This window comes from Escherichia sp. E10V5 (assembly GCF_004212315.1).
Taxonomy (GTDB): Bacteria; Pseudomonadota; Gammaproteobacteria; order Enterobacterales; family Enterobacteriaceae; genus Escherichia.
This window is the reverse complement of sequence record NZ_RHJM01000002.1, coordinates 248,100-264,216: the sequence shown is the minus strand read 5'-3', so window position 1 is coordinate 264,216 and position 16,117 is coordinate 248,100. Positions and strand designations below refer to the sequence as shown.

Below are 16,117 nucleotides of genomic sequence, written 5' to 3'. Positions count from 1 at the left end.
GCGACGGGAGGAAGCCTGAGGAGATTAATCGTGAGCGCCGATTTCGCGCAGTTTACGACCTTTCATCAGATTACGTTCAATGTGTTCCAGCGAAACGTGTTTGGTTTCCGGCACCAGCCACAGTGTCAGCAGGATAAACAGCACATTCAGACCTGCGTAAACCCAGAAGGTATTGGCGTTGCCCAGCGTGTTGAGCATGGTCAGGAAGGTTGCGCCGACAATCATGTTGGCAATCCAGTTGGTAGCGGTGGAGCAGGTGATACCGAAGTCGCGGCCTTTCAGCGGCTGGATTTCAGAACACAGTACCCAAATCAACGGACCCGCGCTCATGGCAAAACCGACAATAAACATCAGCAGCATGGCGATGGCGAAATATTGCGCCGACGGTGAGTGAATACCGATATGCATCATTGTACCCAGTACGCCCATGCCCACAGCCATCACCATGAAGCCCAGCGTCAACGTTGGTTTACGTCCCCAACGGTCAACAAGACCGATTGCGATAAAGGTGGCAAGTACGTTGGTCAGGCCGACAATCACGGTCCCCCACATTTGTTCCGTCGTGTTGGTATATCCCGCCAGTTCGAAGATTTTTGGCGCGTAATACATGATGACGTTCATCCCGGTGAATTGCTGCATCACCTGCAACAGTACACCCAGGAACACCGCGCGACGGAAGTTACTGTTCTCTTTAAACAGCGCCCAACCGCTCTGTTTAACCTGCAAACTTTCACGGATTTCATCCAGTTCACGTTTCGCTTCCGCGCTGGTGTCGCGCAGGCGCAGTAGCACGCGTTCGGCATCAACAAAGCGGCGTTTAGCGGCAAACCAACGTGGGCTGTCTGGCAGGAAGAAGACGCCAATCAGTAGCAGAATTGCCGGGATGATAATCACACCCAGCATCCAGCGCCATGCGCCGGTGTAGCTGAAGGCGGTATCAGAAAGATAAGCACCGAGGATCCCGATAGTGATCATCAACTGATACATCGAGATCATACTGCCGCGGATTTTCTCTGGCGCAATTTCGGAGAGGTACAGCGGCGCGGTATAGGAGGCCACACCTACCGCCAGTCCCAGCAGCACGCGGGAAAGAATCAGCACTTCAACGTTCGGTGCAGCAGCAGAGAACAGCGAACCGGCAACAAACAGGATTGCGCCGATCATCAGGCTCTTTTTGCGCCCGAGTTTAAAGGAGAGCCAGCCGCTACCCACCGCACCGACTGCGGCACCAAACATCATGGAGCTTACGACCCATTCTTGCGTGTGCGAAGTAATCTGGAATTCATCTGCAATAAACGGCAGTGCGCCAGCAATTACACCGATATCCAGGCCAAAGAGTAATCCCGCCAGAGCAGCAAGGAAGCAGACGAAAAACGTCATTGCCTTGTTTGACCGCCCCTGTTTTTTAGCGTCAGGCATGATGCCCTCCAATATGGTTATTTTTTATTGTGAATTAAGATAGGTGAGTACGACGTAAAAAGATGTGAAGCAAATCACATCAGTGTAATCGCTTACACTAACATTCATTATGGTTATAATTTAAGTGTATGAAAATAATTGAGTTATATAATCATAGGTTAAACATAGTTATCTGCATTTAAGACTTTACCGAAAAGAAATGTAACGATTATAAAAAATGAATCATACAATGAAAATATTGTGAACATTTGCTCTGTGTTGCTGGTGTAATCGGTTTCAATCATGATGATGATTTGCGGGTAAAACGTGTTCAGGAAGAATGATGTCATTGCGCGGGTGGCTTTTTGCCGGATGCGGCGTGAACGCCTATCCACCGCGGTGAGGTAAAAGAAAAGGCCAGCGCGAGGCTGGCCTTTGAAAGCAGGTGAAGAAAGATTACTTCAGACCGGCAGCTTCACGCAGCAGTTGCGCTTTGTCGGTTTTTTCCCACGGGAAATGTTCGCGACCAAAGTGACCGTATGCTGCGGTTTCTTTGTAAATCGGGTGCAGCAGATCCAGCATCTGAATCAGACCGTATGGACGCAGGTCGAAGAACTCACGTACCAGCAGGGTCAGCTGTTCAGAAGGCACTTTCTCGGTACCGAAAGTTTCCACCATGATGGAGGTCGGTTCAGCCACGCCAATTGCGTAGGAAACCTGAATTTCGCAACGGTCAGCCAGGCCAGCAGCAACGATGTTTTTCGCGACATAACGTGCTGCGTACGCTGCGGAACGGTCCACTTTTGATGGATCTTTACCGGAGAACGCGCCGCCACCGTGACGTGCCATGCCGCCGTAGGTATCTACGATAATTTTACGACCAGTCAGACCGCAGTCACCCATCGGGCCGCCGATAACAAAACGTCCGGTCGGGTTGATGAAGAATTTGGTTGCGGAAGTCAGCCATTCAGCCGGCAGAATCGGCTTGATGATCTCTTCCATTACCGCTTCTTGCAGCGATTTCTGGTCGATATCTTCAGAGTGCTGAGTGGAAAGCACAACAGCATCGATGCCAACGATTTTGCCGTCGTCATACTGGAAAGTCACCTGGCTTTTCGCGTCCGGGCGCAGCCACGGCAGAGTGCCGTTTTTACGCACTTCAGCCTGACGCTGTACCAGACGGTGTGCATAGGTGATAGGTGCTGGCATCAGCACGTCGGTTTCGTTGGTTGCGTAGCCAAACATCAGACCCTGGTCGCCCGCGCCCTGTTCCAGCGGATCGGCACGGTCAACGCCCTGGTTGATGTCAGGAGATTGTTTGCCGATGGCGCTCAGGACCGCACAGGAGTTAGCGTCAAAGCCCATGTCGGAATGCACATAGCCAATTTCGCGAACGGTGTTACGGGTGATCTCTTCGATGTCTACCCAGGCGCTGGTGGTGATTTCACCGCCAACTAAAACCATGCCGGTTTTTACGTAGGTTTCGCAAGCAACGCGTGCTTTCGGATCCTGTTCGAGGATCGCGTCTAAAACGGCATCAGAGATTTGGTCAGCAATTTTGTCAGGATGCCCTTCAGAGACGGACTCGGACGTAAAAAGGTGTTTTGCCATATTTAATATCACCTAAAGAGAATTTGGTTAGCTCAAACTGTTGTGTGGATTTTCTGTGGTAGCGGATCCTACCACGACTCGACAGGTTAAAAACACTGGCAGTCTGAGTGTTAATCAGTATGGATGGATTAACATCTGGATGGCTATTTTAGGTCAATCCTTCACCCGATTTCCACTTTTTTTTGAATCGTGTCTCATTCTGTTAAAAACGTGGCTGGAAATTTTTCCTGACAATGCTGGCATTCTTTGTATTTATCTTTTGCAATTTTCTGCCATTGTGGGGTATAAAACGCGACGCGCGGCTTAAATAAAAAGCACACGACGTTTCTTTCGTGTTGCCACTTCCAGCCGGGTTGAAATCAGAGTTTTGGCTTGTGGGTTCGTCTTAACGGGCGGCCGTGGAGGTGATACGAAATAATGAACCGTTGTCTGCTGCTTAACCTGTCTCACCGTTCTGGTGAAGATTCGTTTCCCGCACTCTGCATCTCTGCTTTGCATACCTGCCGATGTTATACCCATCTCGGCGCTTCTCAGGATTCAAGAGCTGGTTACAGTTACTGAGGACTGAACAAGGGCGCTCTTGTAAAAACAAGAGTTTTCTCGTGGTTTCGCCGAACTGTCACACTTACGTTCGGTTATGTGCTTAATAATGTTATGAAAAAGAAACCGGTTGCGCAGTCGGAGCGTCAGCATACACTGCTGGAAAATCCATGTGCTTATGGGTTGTTATCGCAGTTTCAGGCTGCGATAGTGGTTAACTGTTTTACACTTAATAAAATAATTTGAGGTTCGCTATGTCTGACGACATGTCTATGAGTTTGCCTTCGTCAGCGGGCGAACACGGTGTACTACGCTCCATGCAGGAGGTTGCAATGAGCTCCCAGGAAGCCAGCAAGATGCTGCGTACTTACAATATTGCCTGGTGGGGCAATAACTACTATGACGTTAACGAGCTGGGCCACATCAGCGTGTGCCCGGACCCGGACGTACCGGAAGCTCGCGTCGATCTCGCGCAGTTGGTGAAAACCCGCGAAGCACAGGGCCAGCGTCTGCCTGCATTGTTCTGTTTCCCGCAGATCCTGCAGCACCGTTTGCGTTCCATTAACGCCGCGTTTAAACGTGCGCGTGAATCCTACGGCTATAACGGCGATTACTTCCTTGTTTATCCGATCAAAGTTAACCAGCACCGCCGCGTGATTGAGTCCCTGATTCATTCTGGCGAACCGTTGGGGCTGGAAGCAGGCTCGAAAGCAGAGTTGATGGCGGTGCTGGCGCATGCTGGCATGACCCGCAGCGTGATTGTCTGTAATGGTTATAAAGACCGCGAATATATCCGCCTGGCATTAATTGGCGAGAAGATGGGCCACAAGGTCTATCTGGTCATCGAGAAGATGTCAGAAATCGCCATTGTGCTGGATGAAGCAGAGCGTCTGAATGTCGTTCCTCGTCTGGGCGTGCGTGCACGTCTGGCCTCACAGGGCTCGGGTAAATGGCAATCTTCCGGCGGGGAAAAATCGAAGTTCGGCCTGGCAGCGACTCAGGTACTGCAATTGGTTGAAACGCTGCGTGAAGCCGGGCGTCTCGACAGCCTGCAACTGCTGCACTTCCACCTTGGTTCGCAGATGGCGAATATTCGCGATATCGCCACGGGCGTTCGTGAATCCGCGCGCTTCTATGTTGAGCTGCATAAGCTGGGCGTCAATATTCAGTGCTTCGACGTCGGCGGTGGTCTGGGCGTGGACTATGAAGGTACCCGTTCGCAGTCCGACTGCTCCGTAAACTATGGCCTCAATGAATATGCCAACAACATCATCTGGGCGATTGGTGATGCGTGTGAAGAAAATGGTCTGCCGCATCCGACGGTAATCACCGAATCGGGTCGTGCGGTGACTGCGCATCACACCGTGCTGGTGTCTAATATCATCGGCGTGGAACGTAACGAATACACGGTGCCGACCGCGCCCGCAGAAGATGCGCCGCGCGCACTGCAAAGCATGTGGGAAACCTGGCAGGAAATGCACGAACCGGGAACTCGCCGTTCTCTGCGTGAATGGTTGCACGACAGCCAGATGGATCTGCACGATATTCATATCGGCTACTCTTCTGGCACCTTTAGCCTGCAAGAACGCGCATGGGCTGAGCAGCTTTATTTGAGCATGTGCCATGAAGTGCAGAAGCAACTGGACCCGCAAAACCGCGCTCATCGCCCGATTATCGACGAGCTGCAGGAACGTATGGCGGACAAAATGTACGTCAACTTCTCGCTGTTCCAGTCGATGCCGGATGCGTGGGGGATCGACCAGTTGTTCCCGGTTCTGCCGCTGGAAGGGCTGGATCAAGTGCCGGAACGCCGCGCTGTGCTGCTGGATATTACCTGTGACTCTGACGGTGCTATCGACCACTATATTGATGGTGACGGTATTGCCACGACAATGCCAATGCCGGAGTACGATCCGGAGAATCCGCCGATGCTCGGTTTCTTTATGGTCGGCGCATATCAGGAGATCCTCGGCAACATGCACAACCTGTTCGGTGATACCGAAGCGGTTGACGTGTTCGTCTTCCCTGACGGTAGTGTAGAAGTGGAACTGTCTGACGAAGGCGATACCGTGGCGGACATGCTGCAATATGTACAGCTCGATCCGAAAACGCTGTTAACTCAGTTCCGTGATCAAGTGAAGAAAACCGATCTTGATGCTGAACTGCAACAACAGTTCCTGGAAGAGTTCGAGGCAGGTTTATACGGTTATACCTATCTTGAAGATGAATAATTAAACCGATGGTTGGGTGTTTTTATACAACACCCAACCTTTTCTCAGGTCATAAGGGCTAAAGGAAAGAGCACTAATTGCGGGAAGAGCACCAGTAAAATAAGGATTGCCACGCATGTAAGTAAGAACGGCCATATACCTTTGACCAGCTCATCCATACTTATCTTTCCAATACCACAAATTACATTTAATACTGTGCCTACTGGTGGTGTTATCAAACCAATGGACGTATTTATTACAAAAAGAACACCGAAATATACCGGGTCTATTCCTGCCTGTTTAATCAAAGGTACAAGTACAGGTGTCATAACTAAAATAGTGGGTGTTAAATCCATTGCTGTACCGATGATAAATATCAGCAACATTAATGTTAATATTAACAAAGTTTGGCTATGCATAACCGGCGCCAGCAGTTCCGTTAATTGTGCTGGAATATCTGCTGCTGCTATAAGCCATGCAGAAACCGATGCAGCAGCAACCAGGAACATAATAACAGCTGTTGTCTTAGCGGCATTGAGCATTAATCCATAAAGCGATCCTAAGTTAATGCCACGATAAATAAATACGCCGACAAATAATGAATAAGCAGCTGCTATCACTGCCGCTTCTGTTGGGGTAAATATACCAATCCTTAATCCACCCACGATAATAACAGGTAGCAACAACGCCCAAAAACCTTCACGAGTCTTTTTCAGCCTGTCTCGTAATGTGCTCTTCGGACTTGTTTGTATATTTTCTGATTTAGCCAGTAGTCGCCAGGTCAGGAGTAATCCCATTCCCATAATTATGCCAGGTACGATACCCGCAAGAAACAATTTGGTAATGGAAATTTGGCCTGTAACACCATATAAAATCATTGCTACTGATGGTGGAATTACTGGCGCTATTATTCCTCCGGCTCCGATTAAACCGCCAGTCCGATTTAATTTATACCCAGCTTCACGCATCATCGGTAAGAGAATCGCCGCCAATGCAGCAGTATCAGCTGCAGCAGAACCGGAGAGCGAAGCCATAATAATGGCGGCAAAAACGGCGACGTATCCCATTCCTCCTCGCACATGACCAACCCAGGTCATGGCAATACCAATAATCCGTTTGGTCATACCTCCGGCATTCATAAACTCTCCCGCCAGCATGAAAAAAGGTACTGCCAGTAACGGGAAGTTATTAGCTCCATTCCACATATTTTGAGTAATAATTTGGATATCTGTCATATCCAAAAAATACATTAATGAAAGAGCGCAAATAATTAGTGAGAAGGCGATAGGTAAACCGATGAACATCGATAACAGAAGTGAACCCGCAAATATTAATAATGCCATTACTTACCCTCCCTGGAAGATATGGAAGAAAGCGTTTTAGCCCGGAAGAGATAATTTTTTGTAAAAACAGATATGATGTTTATCAATGCACTGATAAAAATACAAATGCCGGTCAGCCATGAAATTCCGAAAATAAGCAACATATTAACATCTAAAACCGGTGAATATGTCGTTGACAGAATATCAGATTCAATCCAGGTACCGTAAATTAGCGTTACACTACATACCAACATAAGTACCTGTGAAGCTAATTGGCAAATCTGTTGACCCAATAATGGCATTTTTTTAATGAAAAGGTCTACGCGAATATGGCTCTGATCTTTGATTGCCACCACAGCACCAATAAATATCATCCATACGAATAAAAATCGAGGTAACTCTTCAGCTATGTCTATTCCACTGTTAAAGATAAAACGCATCAATACATTGATAAGCACAAGAAGAAACATAATGCTGATACATATCACCATGATGGCTTCAAGGCTACCTATGAAAAACCTTGTGGCTTTTTCATAAATTTTCATTATGGGAACCTTTATTGAGAATAGCGGGGATATAGTATTACCCGCTATCTTGATAGTATTATTCAGCGAGTTTTTTCTTTACATCATAAAAATGCTTGATGGTATCTTCACCGACGGTTTTTTTATGTTTTTCTATAACAGGTTGAACGGCTTGCTGGATTTTTGACAATTCTCCTTCTTGTAAGGAGGAAACTACCATGCCATTTTTCCTGAGTTCGTCAATGGCGCCTTTTTCCTGTTCAATTTCTTGCTGGCGTTGAAACGTTTTATTGTTGTTGGCAACTTTCTGGATCACTTCTCTTTGTTTCTCAGTCAGCGAATCAAACCACTTTTTAGACACGATCAACGCAACAGGGGTATAAACATGCCCTGTCAGTGTCATATATTTTTCAACTTCATACATTTTATTCTGTAAGATATCGACAGAAGGGTGTTCATGACCATCAAGAGCGCCAGTTTCAAGTGCTGTAAATACCTCTGAATAAGCCATAGGTGAAGGATTTATACCTAAGCTTTTAAAACTGTCTATAGCAACCTGTGTTGGCATTACACGAATTTTTAAGCCTTTAAAACCTTCAAGCGTGGTGACTTCTCGTTTTATATTTGCCACATTACGAAAAGCGCCACCTGCCCATGTCAATCCTTTCAGGTTAATGCTATCAAGATCTGTTAATAATTTATCGCCAAATTCACTATCAAGTATTTTTGCAGCTTCGTCATTAGAGGAAAATAAAAATGGGAAGTCGAATATTTGAAATTGTTTCTGAAAACCTGCAAGCGGAGAAACGGCGCCCATATAGAGTTGCTGAACATTACTTCGTGTTGCTTGCAACATTTGCTGTTCAGATCCGAGAACAGCATTTCCGTAAACAGTAATCTTAATTTCACCATCAGTTGCATTTTCAACATCTGCCGCAAATTTTTTCATAGCAATGGCTCTTGGATGTGCATCTGAAAATGAATGACCTAGCTTTACTGCTTTGACTTCTGCATTAAGGGTTGTTGAAAAAAAGCTACAACTTACTAATAATATCCCCAAGCTTAGACTTTGAACGGCAGAAGTAAATTCCTTTGCTTTCATATAAATATCCTTTATTAAATAAAATAATATGATTTGTATTTGTCTTGTTATTTATGGTGTTAATAATCTGGCTTATAAATTGTTATAATACTGCCAACCAACCACCATCGACATAAATAACTTGTCCATTGATATAGTCAGAAGCTGTAGAGGACAGGAATATGGCAGTTCCTACTAGCTCCTCTGGTTTTCCCCATCGTTCTGCTGGATTACTATTTTTAACCCATTTATCAAATTCTGCGTTATTAATAAGCGCAGTATTCATATCCGTTAATATATAGCCAGGACCAATAGCATTTGCCTGAATATTAAATTTTGCCCATTCAGCAGCCATAGAGCGGGTAAGCATTTTCACCCCGCCTTTTGCCGCGGTATAAGGTGAAACGGTTGGGCGAGCTGCTTCACTTGTTAAAGAGGCAATATTGATAATTTTGCCACCTGTATTGCGAGCTATCATGCGAGAGGCTGCTGCCTTTGAAACCAGAAAAACACTGGTGAGATTTACATCAATAACTTTTTGCCAGTCAGCTAAAGCAAGATCCACAATCGACTGACGGTACTGGATACCAGCGTTATTAATAAGAATATCGATAGCGATATCTTGTTCATCTATTTGTTGAAATGCTTGTTCCACAGCCTTTTCATCTGCCACGTTGAATGCAATTCCTTGTGCAGACAAGCCTCTGCTCTGGAGTTGTTCAACAGCTTCTTGCAACACGGCGTCATTCAGGTCATTTAGAATGACATGCGCACCAGCGCTGGCTAATCCTTCTGCATATGCGAATCCCAGACCGCGGGCGGAGCCTGTAATCAGAGCTGTTTTACCTGTCAGATCAAATAAATGATGCATTTTGTTTCCCTTATCATGGAAAGCTTTTTGAAAGGTAGGACGTCTGACAAGTTGCGTAAAAAACGATACAGTATTAAAAAACTTGTTCAATAAAAGCGCTTTCAAAATGTGTTGATAATCACAAAAAACAGAAAATTGAACTTGTAGGACATGTTATACTCATTTTTATTTTATAAAGTCTGTAGAAAGATGAATTCAAATAAAGCCGTTAAAAATCATAATGTTGTGTCTGTTTTGTTTGAGGCTATGAAAGGCTATCTGCAAGATGGTCGCTGGAAAGCGGGTTACAAACTTCCTTCAGAAGCCCAACTCGCTGCTCAATTTGGCGTAAGCAGAGTTAGCGTTCGAAGTGCAGTTCAAAAATTGCGTGATATGGGGGCTGTGATTACGTACCAGGGTAAAGGGACATATGTAACTGATAATATAGATAAATATGGTATTGATGATTTGCTGGCGAAGCCTGCTATGCATCTTAGTGAAGCTGCGTTTCGTGATATGCTGGTTTTCAGACAAACCGTGGAATTTAAATGCATTGAACTTGCTGCACAGCACGCAGATGATGAAGATATCGCGATTCTCGAACGTTTGCTTGGACAAATGTTAATCAATAAAAACGACTATAAAAAGTACAGTAAAGCAGACTACGAATTCCATCTTGGTATTGTTAATGCGGCAAAGAACACGGTTTTTACTGCAGCCATGCATGCAATAAAAGACATATATTATCAATATCTTGAAGAGTTGAATCGGACCCTTGGCATCACTATTGAAAGCATTGATGCACACTTGAATATTTATCTGGCAATAAAAAACCGCGATCCAAAAGCTGCCGCCGAAATTCTTGATACGCATATGGCGAGCAATCTCAAAGTTATCCAGACGCTTAATGAAAAAAAATAGTTGCCTGAGAAAATAATCCAGCTCATACTGCTCCATACCACATGTAGGACAACTGACATGTTGCGCGAATCGGCTAACTACAGTGGAAATGAATATGCAGAATCTGAAAATAACAGATGTCAGAACGATCCTTACTGCACCCGGTGGGATCGATCTGGCCGTTGTAAAAATTGAAACGAATGAACCTGGCTTATATGGGCTTGGATGCGCTACGTTTACTCAGCGGATAGTGGCAGTGGAAAAGGCTGTAAATGAGTATATGAAGCCTTTCTTGATTGGGAAAAATCCTGCTCGTATAGAAGATATCTGGCAATCAGCATGTGTAAGCGGTTACTGGCGTAGTGGCCCAATTATGAATAATGCCTTGTCAGGGATCGATATGGCTTTGTGGGATCTAAAGGGAAAAGTCGCCGGACTCCCTGTTTATGAATTGCTGGGGGGGAAATGCCGTGATGGCGTGCCATTATACCGCCATACTGACGGGGCTGATGAGATTGAAGTTGAAGATAATATCCACAGCGCTATAGCAGAGGGGTATCAGTACGTTCGCTGTCAGATGGGGATGTATGGTGGGGCTGGAACCGATGATCTGAAACTTATTGCCAGTAAATTAGCCAGAGCAAAAAACATTCAACCGAAACGCTCGCCAGCCAACAAAACTGCTGGCATCTATTTTGATCCGGAAGCGTATGCCAGAAGCGTTCCTCGTTTGTTCGATCATTTGCGTAATAAGTTTGGTTTTGGCATTGAATTTATCCACGACGTTCATGAACGCATAAGCCCCATTAACGCAATCCAATTAGCAAAATCACTTGAACCTTACTCACTTTTTTATCTTGAAGATCCTGTGGCCCCGGAAAACCTGGAGTGGTTGAAAGTACTTCGTCAACAATCGTCAACTCCTATTGCTATGGGGGAGTTATTCACGAATATTAATGAATATAAACCATTAATTATTAATCAACAGATTGACTTTATTCGCTGCCATGTCAGTTCAATTGGCGGGATCACACCAGCAAGAAAACTGGCGATTTTGAGTGAAATGTTTGGAGTTAGAACCGCATGGCATGGACCAGGAGATATTTCTCCTGTGGGGGTAGCCGCTAACATGCATTTGTCTGTAAGTTCGAGTAATTTTGGTATTCAGGAATACACGCCAGTCAATGAGGCGCTGCAAGATGTTTTTACAGGCTGCATCCAGGTTAAGGACGGTTTTGCATATGTGAGTGATAAACCAGGACTGGGTATTGAAATGGATGAAAATAAAGCAAAAGCATGGCCAATTAATGGCGGTATTCCTGGCTGGACATTAGCGCGTACTCCTGACGGTACAGCGGCCCGACCATAGCCGTAAATTTATTTTTAGTGAGACCTCAAACATAGGAAGTGTAACGGCTATTGCCTTTGCTCTGATTGACCTGATTTGTGCAGACTACCAGCGATAATTCTTCTTAATTCACTTCTACCAAATCCAACCCTTCTTCGTCGGGCCTGACGAAGAAGGCTTTTATATCAACTTTGTAAAAACAGCTCATCTATGAGCACATTAGGTCATCAATATGGTTGCTCACTGTCTACAAACTACTTTGGTTGTCAGCAAAATAGCGCAGGCACACTTTGATGCCCATATCGATACCTATAGTTGTGAGTTTGGCCACTGCCGCATTGTAAGAAGATCTGAACGACTTGAACTATTCGTATTGAGTGCGATGGAGACGACAACTTTACCGTACTGGATGTCTGCCAGGTGAACGATCACTGTGTGGATGATATTATCGTCCAGGCGAAATAGATTGTTGGTGATATGCCGAGCTATCTGACTTTGGATATCGACAGCCCGTGCCCTACTTTTGCGCTGGAGAAGCTTTTTCCCGGATGGCTGCGCTGAACTGCAACAACAGTTCCTGGAAGAATTCGAGGCAGGTTTGTACGGTTATACCTATCTTGAAGATGAATAATTAAGATTATTCCACTGGCGGGGCGATTTGTTTTGCCGAATCGGTCCGCTTTATTTTTATATATTCTTAAAAATAAATTGGCTGCTTTTATTCTTAAATAATCTCCCTACAATCGCTGCATTAATTAAATGCAGGGGGAACGGTTATGAAAAAATGGAAAGTACGTGGCGCGCTGGTCGCATTAGTCGTGTTGTTGGCAGGTTGTTCCAGTAACGCGCAGTATAATAGCAGTGCATCTGGCGATGTCGGCACTGCCTGGGGTGGGGATGTGCACTCAACGGTTCAGGGCGTATCTGCTGAGCGAGCCTGGCGCGATCCGGCGGAGATGATCGTTATTAGTTATTCAGCTAATGTTCCTTCCGGCTACGACCGCGTTTATAGCATTCGTATTAACGAACTGGAATATGCTATTCGCTATGCTAATTTTAATTCACTACCTATTACGCGGGTTTATGATTCATCAAATAGTGAACCACGCTATATTGTCCATGCCAGAGTAGGAATGAATTATCAATTATATGTCCGCAATTACAGTCGTAACACCAACTACGAGATCGTTGCTACGGTTGATGGCCTGGATGTTCTGAACGGTAAACAAGGTTCGCTGAATAACAACGGTTATATTGTGAATGCCGGAGATTCGTTAGCGATTAAAGGATTCCGCAAAGATAAACATACCGAAGCGGCTTTTCAGTTCGCCAACGTTGCTGATTCCTACGCAGCCAATTCGGCGCAAGGCGATGTGCGTAATACCGGTGTAATCGGCTTTGCCGCCTTTGAATTACAAGGCCCGGCGCAAAACGCGCTGCCGCCGTGCTCTGGACAAGCGTTTCCGGCAGATAACAATGGCTATGCGCCGCCGCCGTGTCGGAAATAGCAACCTCGCTTGATGCCTCGCCCATTTAAGGCGATAATTAGCACAAACTTGTGTTTCGCAAATCCAACCCTTCCTCGTCGGGCCTAACGACGCGGAAGGGTTTTTTTATATCGACTTTGTAATAGGAGTCCATCCATGAGCACCTTAGGTCATCAATACGATAACTCACTGGTTTCCAACGCCTTTGGTTTTTTACGCCTGCCGATGAACTTCCAGCCGTATGACAGCGATGCTGACTGGGTGATTACTGGCGTGCCGTTTGATATGGCCACTTCTGGTCGTGCGGGTGGTCGCCACGGTCCGGCAGCTATCCGTCAGGTTTCGACAAATCTGGCCTGGGAACACAACCGCTTCCCGTGGAATTTCGACATGCGTGAGCGTCTGAACGTCGTGGACTGCGGCGATCTGGTATATGCCTTTGGCGATGCCCGTGAGATGAGCGAGAAACTGCAGGCACACGCCGAGAAGCTGCTGGCTGCCGGTAAGCGTATGCTCTCCTTTGGTGGTGACCACTTTGTGACGCTGCCGCTGCTGCGTGCTCATGCGAAGCATTTCGGCAAAATGGCGCTGGTACACTTTGACGCCCACACCGATACCTACGCGAATGGTTGTGAATTTGACCACGGCACCATGTTCTATACTGCGCCGAAAGAAGGTCTGATCGACCCGAATCATTCCGTGCAGATTGGTATTCGTACCGAGTTTGATAAAGACAACGGCTTTACCGTGCTGGACGCCTGCCAGGTGAACGATCGCAGCGTGGATGACGTTATCGCCCAGGTGAAACAGATTGTGGGTGATATGCCGGTTTACCTGACCTTTGATATCGACTGCCTGGATCCTGCTTTCGCGCCGGGAACCGGTACGCCGGTAATTGGCGGCCTGACCTCCGATCGCGCCATTAAACTGGTACGCGGCCTGAAAGATCTCAACATCGTTGGGATGGACGTAGTGGAAGTGGCTCCGGCATACGATCAGTCTGAAATCACCGCTCTGGCTGCGGCGACGCTGGCGCTGGAGATGCTGTATATTCAGGCGGCGAAAAAGGGCGAGTAAGTAATCTGCCAGGTTGAATTTTTTGCACAGTCCCTTGTCTGGCACAAGGGACTTATCATTTAAAACCTATCCTGTTAATTAAGTCATCTTTACCCTGACTGCTGTTTTTTAATGGATTGTTATTATCGCGTTTTTAATGGAATAAATAGATGAAACGCACTCTTCCCTGGAAGCCTCTTCTTTGTTTGTTATTTCTTTTATCAACTGGCTGCGATAGAGCAGAAAAACAGAAAATTGCCGCACAGCTGCAACAAGACAAAGAGGCCATTTCCTCTGTCGTCAAAAAGAGTTATCACGCATTATGTGGCCTGAGTTTGTCACCAGCACAGATTCGCACGATCGCCTTGCGGAAATGCAGCAAGTATTTACGCCTGCTTTAATGGAGCCTGTACTGAAATACTGGCAAGAGTCACCCAAAACGTGTAAACGACGTTTCCCCAGTTATAGCGATCCTTTAGCGACCTTCGTCGAAGGCGACAAGGCGCAGATTGGTGCTTTTTTTGGTCACCAATCTGATATTGATATTCCAATGGAATTAATCCGGGAAGGGGATGGTAAATGGAAGATTGCTGCGATTGATATTGCATCGTTACACGAGTTTGAAAAAAACGGTCGGGTTACTGATGAGGTGCAGAAAAAAATAGATTTGCTAAAAAAACGCTCATTCAAGCAACATATGGATTCCCCTGTGTTGACGAGGACCGCGCCAGACCGGGTCAGTGAGTCCCCTTTGACATCGGTGGAGCAAACAGTTACGGAGCAAGACTCTTCCTGGCTGGATGTCTTACTGACAATAGGAAAATATGCCCTTTATCTGGTAGCGATAATACTTATTCTCGCATTTGTGGCTGTTTTGTGGATTGGTTATGGCCTGGTGTTCGCCGGACATCGCCTTTTCAAAGCATCCTGTAAAGATCCCTCAATTCAAAAAATTCCTGCGGCTGAACGTTGGGCGATGGCAGTCGGCGCGCCTTATGCCATTGCGGGTAACAATCACTGGGCGCGACGAGTCGTTAATGATGATTCCGTGGAAGCAGAGAATGATTGCAAAAGTGAAGTTGAGTCACTTGCTGACATGTGGGGCGTCTTTGATCGGGATTCGTTACTTGAGCAACTCTTAGCTTTGTTTGTAGCAGGGCATCGTTCAGTTTATGAAGAACAGATCAAAAACGATAGCGAAATGCCGGATGCTGAGTATCGCGCGTTCGCTCAGCAATTAGCTCAGAACGCGAAATCAAGTAGCGAAGCGAAAGAGCGTTTGTGGCAGCTACAGATGGTCAGAAAAAATCGACGTAAAATATGCGACATAGATTTTTGTGCCTGGGATATGGTGCGTTTTGTCATGCTATGTAATAGCGGGGCGCAAGTGGGATACATTACCCAGCGTGAAATGGTCGATTTTTCGATGCTGGCAGCCAGACGCGTGCAGCAACATTATAGAAGCTGGCGCGAATTGGCCGGACATTTTTTGCTGGCCCGTTGGTACTGGAAAGCAACGGATAAACGGCACCTGATTACCCATATTCTTTTTAAGAAAGCCATTACATCTTTATTAAAAGAGCAGGGGAGTCCGTGGCGTACTTTACCCTGGGATACTCCATTACCTGAAGGAACAGAGACGGCTTTTGCCTGGGCTTGTGGCGTAAGCACTGCCGATGTAGTAGAGGTGCGATTGGATACACCAGAGAAAGCAATCTACGAAGCGAATTGATGCCCCAAATGATTGAGCTTGTTTAATGACTGTGGCCGGCCCTGAATGAAAATTTCTC

General features: G+C 46.2%; 16 protein-coding genes. 10 read left to right on the top strand and 6 right to left on the bottom strand.

What is annotated here, in order from left to right; translation table 11 throughout:
- Nucleotides 1-24 precede the first annotated feature (24 nt).
- Together galP and metK are read right to left on the bottom strand one after the other, a co-directional pair.
- Nucleotides 25-1,419, bottom strand: coding sequence for a galactose/proton symporter (galP, locus tag D9738_RS01625; RefSeq protein WP_130207899.1), 1,395 nt, complete (start codon nucleotides 1,417-1,419; stop codon nucleotides 25-27).
- Nucleotides 1,420-1,854: 435 nt separating this feature from the next.
- A complete protein-coding gene (gene metK, locus D9738_RS01620; RefSeq protein ID WP_130207895.1) occupies nucleotides 1,855-3,009 on the bottom strand; it encodes a methionine adenosyltransferase in 1,155 nt (384 codons plus the stop codon).
- Between the two features lie 55 nt (nucleotides 3,010-3,064).
- Between metK and D9738_RS25370 the strand changes: the two genes are divergently transcribed.
- The 4 genes from D9738_RS25370 to speA all read left to right on the top strand — a co-directional run bounded on the left by D9738_RS25370 (nucleotide 3,065) and on the right by speA (nucleotide 5,780).
- The gene (locus D9738_RS25370; RefSeq protein WP_130207893.1) at nucleotides 3,065-3,316 is read left to right on the top strand and encodes a hypothetical protein; all 252 of its coding nucleotides are present in this window, start codon (nucleotides 3,065-3,067) and stop codon (nucleotides 3,314-3,316) included.
- Between the two features lie 110 nt (nucleotides 3,317-3,426).
- Nucleotides 3,427-3,570: a protein YqgG gene (yqgG, locus tag D9738_RS25365; protein ID WP_001297404.1), complete on the top strand. Its 144-nt coding sequence runs from the start codon at nucleotides 3,427-3,429 to the stop codon at nucleotides 3,568-3,570.
- Between the two features lie 93 nt (nucleotides 3,571-3,663).
- Nucleotides 3,664-3,795 carry an acid stress response protein YqgB gene (yqgB, locus tag D9738_RS01605; RefSeq protein WP_001338822.1) on the top strand — a complete coding sequence of 44 codons (132 nt, stop codon included), beginning with the start codon at nucleotides 3,664-3,666 and terminating at the stop codon, nucleotides 3,793-3,795.
- An 8-nt stretch (nucleotides 3,796-3,803) separates the two neighbouring features.
- Nucleotides 3,804-5,780 carry a biosynthetic arginine decarboxylase gene (gene speA, locus D9738_RS01600; RefSeq protein WP_010347927.1) on the top strand — a complete coding sequence of 659 codons (1,977 nt, stop codon included), beginning with the start codon at nucleotides 3,804-3,806 and terminating at the stop codon, nucleotides 5,778-5,780.
- Between the two features lie 44 nt (nucleotides 5,781-5,824).
- Here speA and D9738_RS01595 read toward each other — a convergent pair whose 3' ends face one another.
- The 4 genes from D9738_RS01595 to D9738_RS01580 form a co-directional block, all read right to left on the bottom strand.
- Nucleotides 5,825-7,102: a TRAP transporter large permease subunit gene (locus D9738_RS01595; protein ID WP_130259424.1), complete on the bottom strand. Its 1,278-nt coding sequence runs from the start codon at nucleotides 7,100-7,102 to the stop codon at nucleotides 5,825-5,827.
- Nucleotides 7,102-7,626 (bottom strand): TRAP transporter small permease, encoded by a 525-nt coding sequence (locus D9738_RS01590; protein WP_130259423.1) that lies wholly within the window; start codon nucleotides 7,624-7,626, stop codon nucleotides 7,102-7,104. The genes D9738_RS01595 and D9738_RS01590 overlap by 1 nt, the downstream gene beginning before the upstream one ends.
- Nucleotides 7,627-7,684: 58 nt before the next feature.
- Nucleotides 7,685-8,707 (bottom strand): DctP family TRAP transporter solute-binding subunit, encoded by a 1,023-nt coding sequence (locus tag D9738_RS01585; protein ID WP_130259422.1) that lies wholly within the window; start codon nucleotides 8,705-8,707, stop codon nucleotides 7,685-7,687.
- A gap of 82 nt (nucleotides 8,708-8,789) precedes the next feature.
- Nucleotides 8,790-9,557, bottom strand: coding sequence for an SDR family oxidoreductase (locus D9738_RS01580; RefSeq protein ID WP_130259421.1), 768 nt, complete (start codon nucleotides 9,555-9,557; stop codon nucleotides 8,790-8,792).
- A gap of 189 nt (nucleotides 9,558-9,746) precedes the next feature.
- On the opposite strand from D9738_RS01580, the gene D9738_RS01575 reads away from it, so the two are divergent.
- The 6 genes from D9738_RS01575 to D9738_RS01550 all read left to right on the top strand — a co-directional run bounded on the left by D9738_RS01575 (nucleotide 9,747) and on the right by D9738_RS01550 (nucleotide 16,059).
- Nucleotides 9,747-10,457, top strand: coding sequence for a FadR/GntR family transcriptional regulator (locus D9738_RS01575; protein WP_130259420.1), 711 nt, complete (start codon nucleotides 9,747-9,749; stop codon nucleotides 10,455-10,457).
- A gap of 94 nt (nucleotides 10,458-10,551) precedes the next feature.
- Entirely contained in the window at nucleotides 10,552-11,805 is a 1,254-nt protein-coding gene (locus D9738_RS01570; protein WP_130259419.1) for an enolase C-terminal domain-like protein, read from the top strand.
- Nucleotides 11,806-12,560: 755 nt separating this feature from the next.
- Complete coding sequence (locus D9738_RS01560; RefSeq protein ID WP_130259418.1) at nucleotides 12,561-13,292, top strand: hypothetical protein; 732 nt, start codon at nucleotides 12,561-12,563, stop codon at nucleotides 13,290-13,292.
- A 135-nt stretch (nucleotides 13,293-13,427) separates the two neighbouring features.
- Entirely contained in the window at nucleotides 13,428-14,348 is a 921-nt protein-coding gene (gene speB / locus D9738_RS01555; RefSeq protein ID WP_000105566.1) for an agmatinase, read from the top strand.
- Nucleotides 14,349-14,497: 149 nt separating this feature from the next.
- Entirely contained in the window at nucleotides 14,498-14,728 is a 231-nt protein-coding gene (locus tag D9738_RS24975) for a hypothetical protein (RefSeq protein WP_240780571.1), read from the top strand.
- A complete protein-coding gene (locus tag D9738_RS01550) occupies nucleotides 14,701-16,059 on the top strand; it encodes a DUF1266 domain-containing protein (protein WP_240780570.1) in 1,359 nt (452 codons plus the stop codon). Before D9738_RS24975 ends, D9738_RS01550 begins: the two co-directional genes overlap by 28 nt.
- Nucleotides 16,060-16,117 lie beyond the last annotated feature (58 nt).

Bases quoted from the DNA above. Each gene is read 5' to 3' on its own strand.
- galP (WP_130207899.1), bottom strand. From the start codon at position 1,419: ATGCCTGACGCTAAAAAACAGGGGCGGTCAAACAAGGCAATGACGTTT.
- metK (WP_130207895.1), bottom strand. From the start codon at position 3,009: ATGGCAAAACACCTTTTTACGTCCGAGTCCGTCTCTGAAGGGCATCCT.
- yqgG (WP_001297404.1), top strand. From the start codon at position 3,427: ATGAACCGTTGTCTGCTGCTTAACCTGTCTCACCGTTCTGGTGAAGAT.
- yqgB (WP_001338822.1), top strand. From the start codon at position 3,664: ATGAAAAAGAAACCGGTTGCGCAGTCGGAGCGTCAGCATACACTGCTG.
- speA (WP_010347927.1), top strand. From the start codon at position 3,804: ATGTCTGACGACATGTCTATGAGTTTGCCTTCGTCAGCGGGCGAACAC.
- D9738_RS01595 (WP_130259424.1), bottom strand. From the start codon at position 7,102: ATGGCATTATTAATATTTGCGGGTTCACTTCTGTTATCGATGTTCATC.
- D9738_RS01590 (WP_130259423.1), bottom strand. From the start codon at position 7,626: ATGAAAATTTATGAAAAAGCCACAAGGTTTTTCATAGGTAGCCTTGAA.
- D9738_RS01585 (WP_130259422.1), bottom strand. From the start codon at position 8,707: ATGAAAGCAAAGGAATTTACTTCTGCCGTTCAAAGTCTAAGCTTGGGG.
- D9738_RS01580 (WP_130259421.1), bottom strand. From the start codon at position 9,557: ATGCATCATTTATTTGATCTGACAGGTAAAACAGCTCTGATTACAGGC.
- D9738_RS01575 (WP_130259420.1), top strand. From the start codon at position 9,747: ATGAATTCAAATAAAGCCGTTAAAAATCATAATGTTGTGTCTGTTTTG.
- D9738_RS01570 (WP_130259419.1), top strand. From the start codon at position 10,552: ATGCAGAATCTGAAAATAACAGATGTCAGAACGATCCTTACTGCACCC.
- D9738_RS01560 (WP_130259418.1), top strand. From the start codon at position 12,561: ATGAAAAAATGGAAAGTACGTGGCGCGCTGGTCGCATTAGTCGTGTTG.
- speB (WP_000105566.1), top strand. From the start codon at position 13,428: ATGAGCACCTTAGGTCATCAATACGATAACTCACTGGTTTCCAACGCC.
- D9738_RS24975 (WP_240780571.1), top strand. From the start codon at position 14,498: ATGAAACGCACTCTTCCCTGGAAGCCTCTTCTTTGTTTGTTATTTCTT.
- D9738_RS01550 (WP_240780570.1), top strand. From the start codon at position 14,701: ATGCAGCAAGTATTTACGCCTGCTTTAATGGAGCCTGTACTGAAATAC.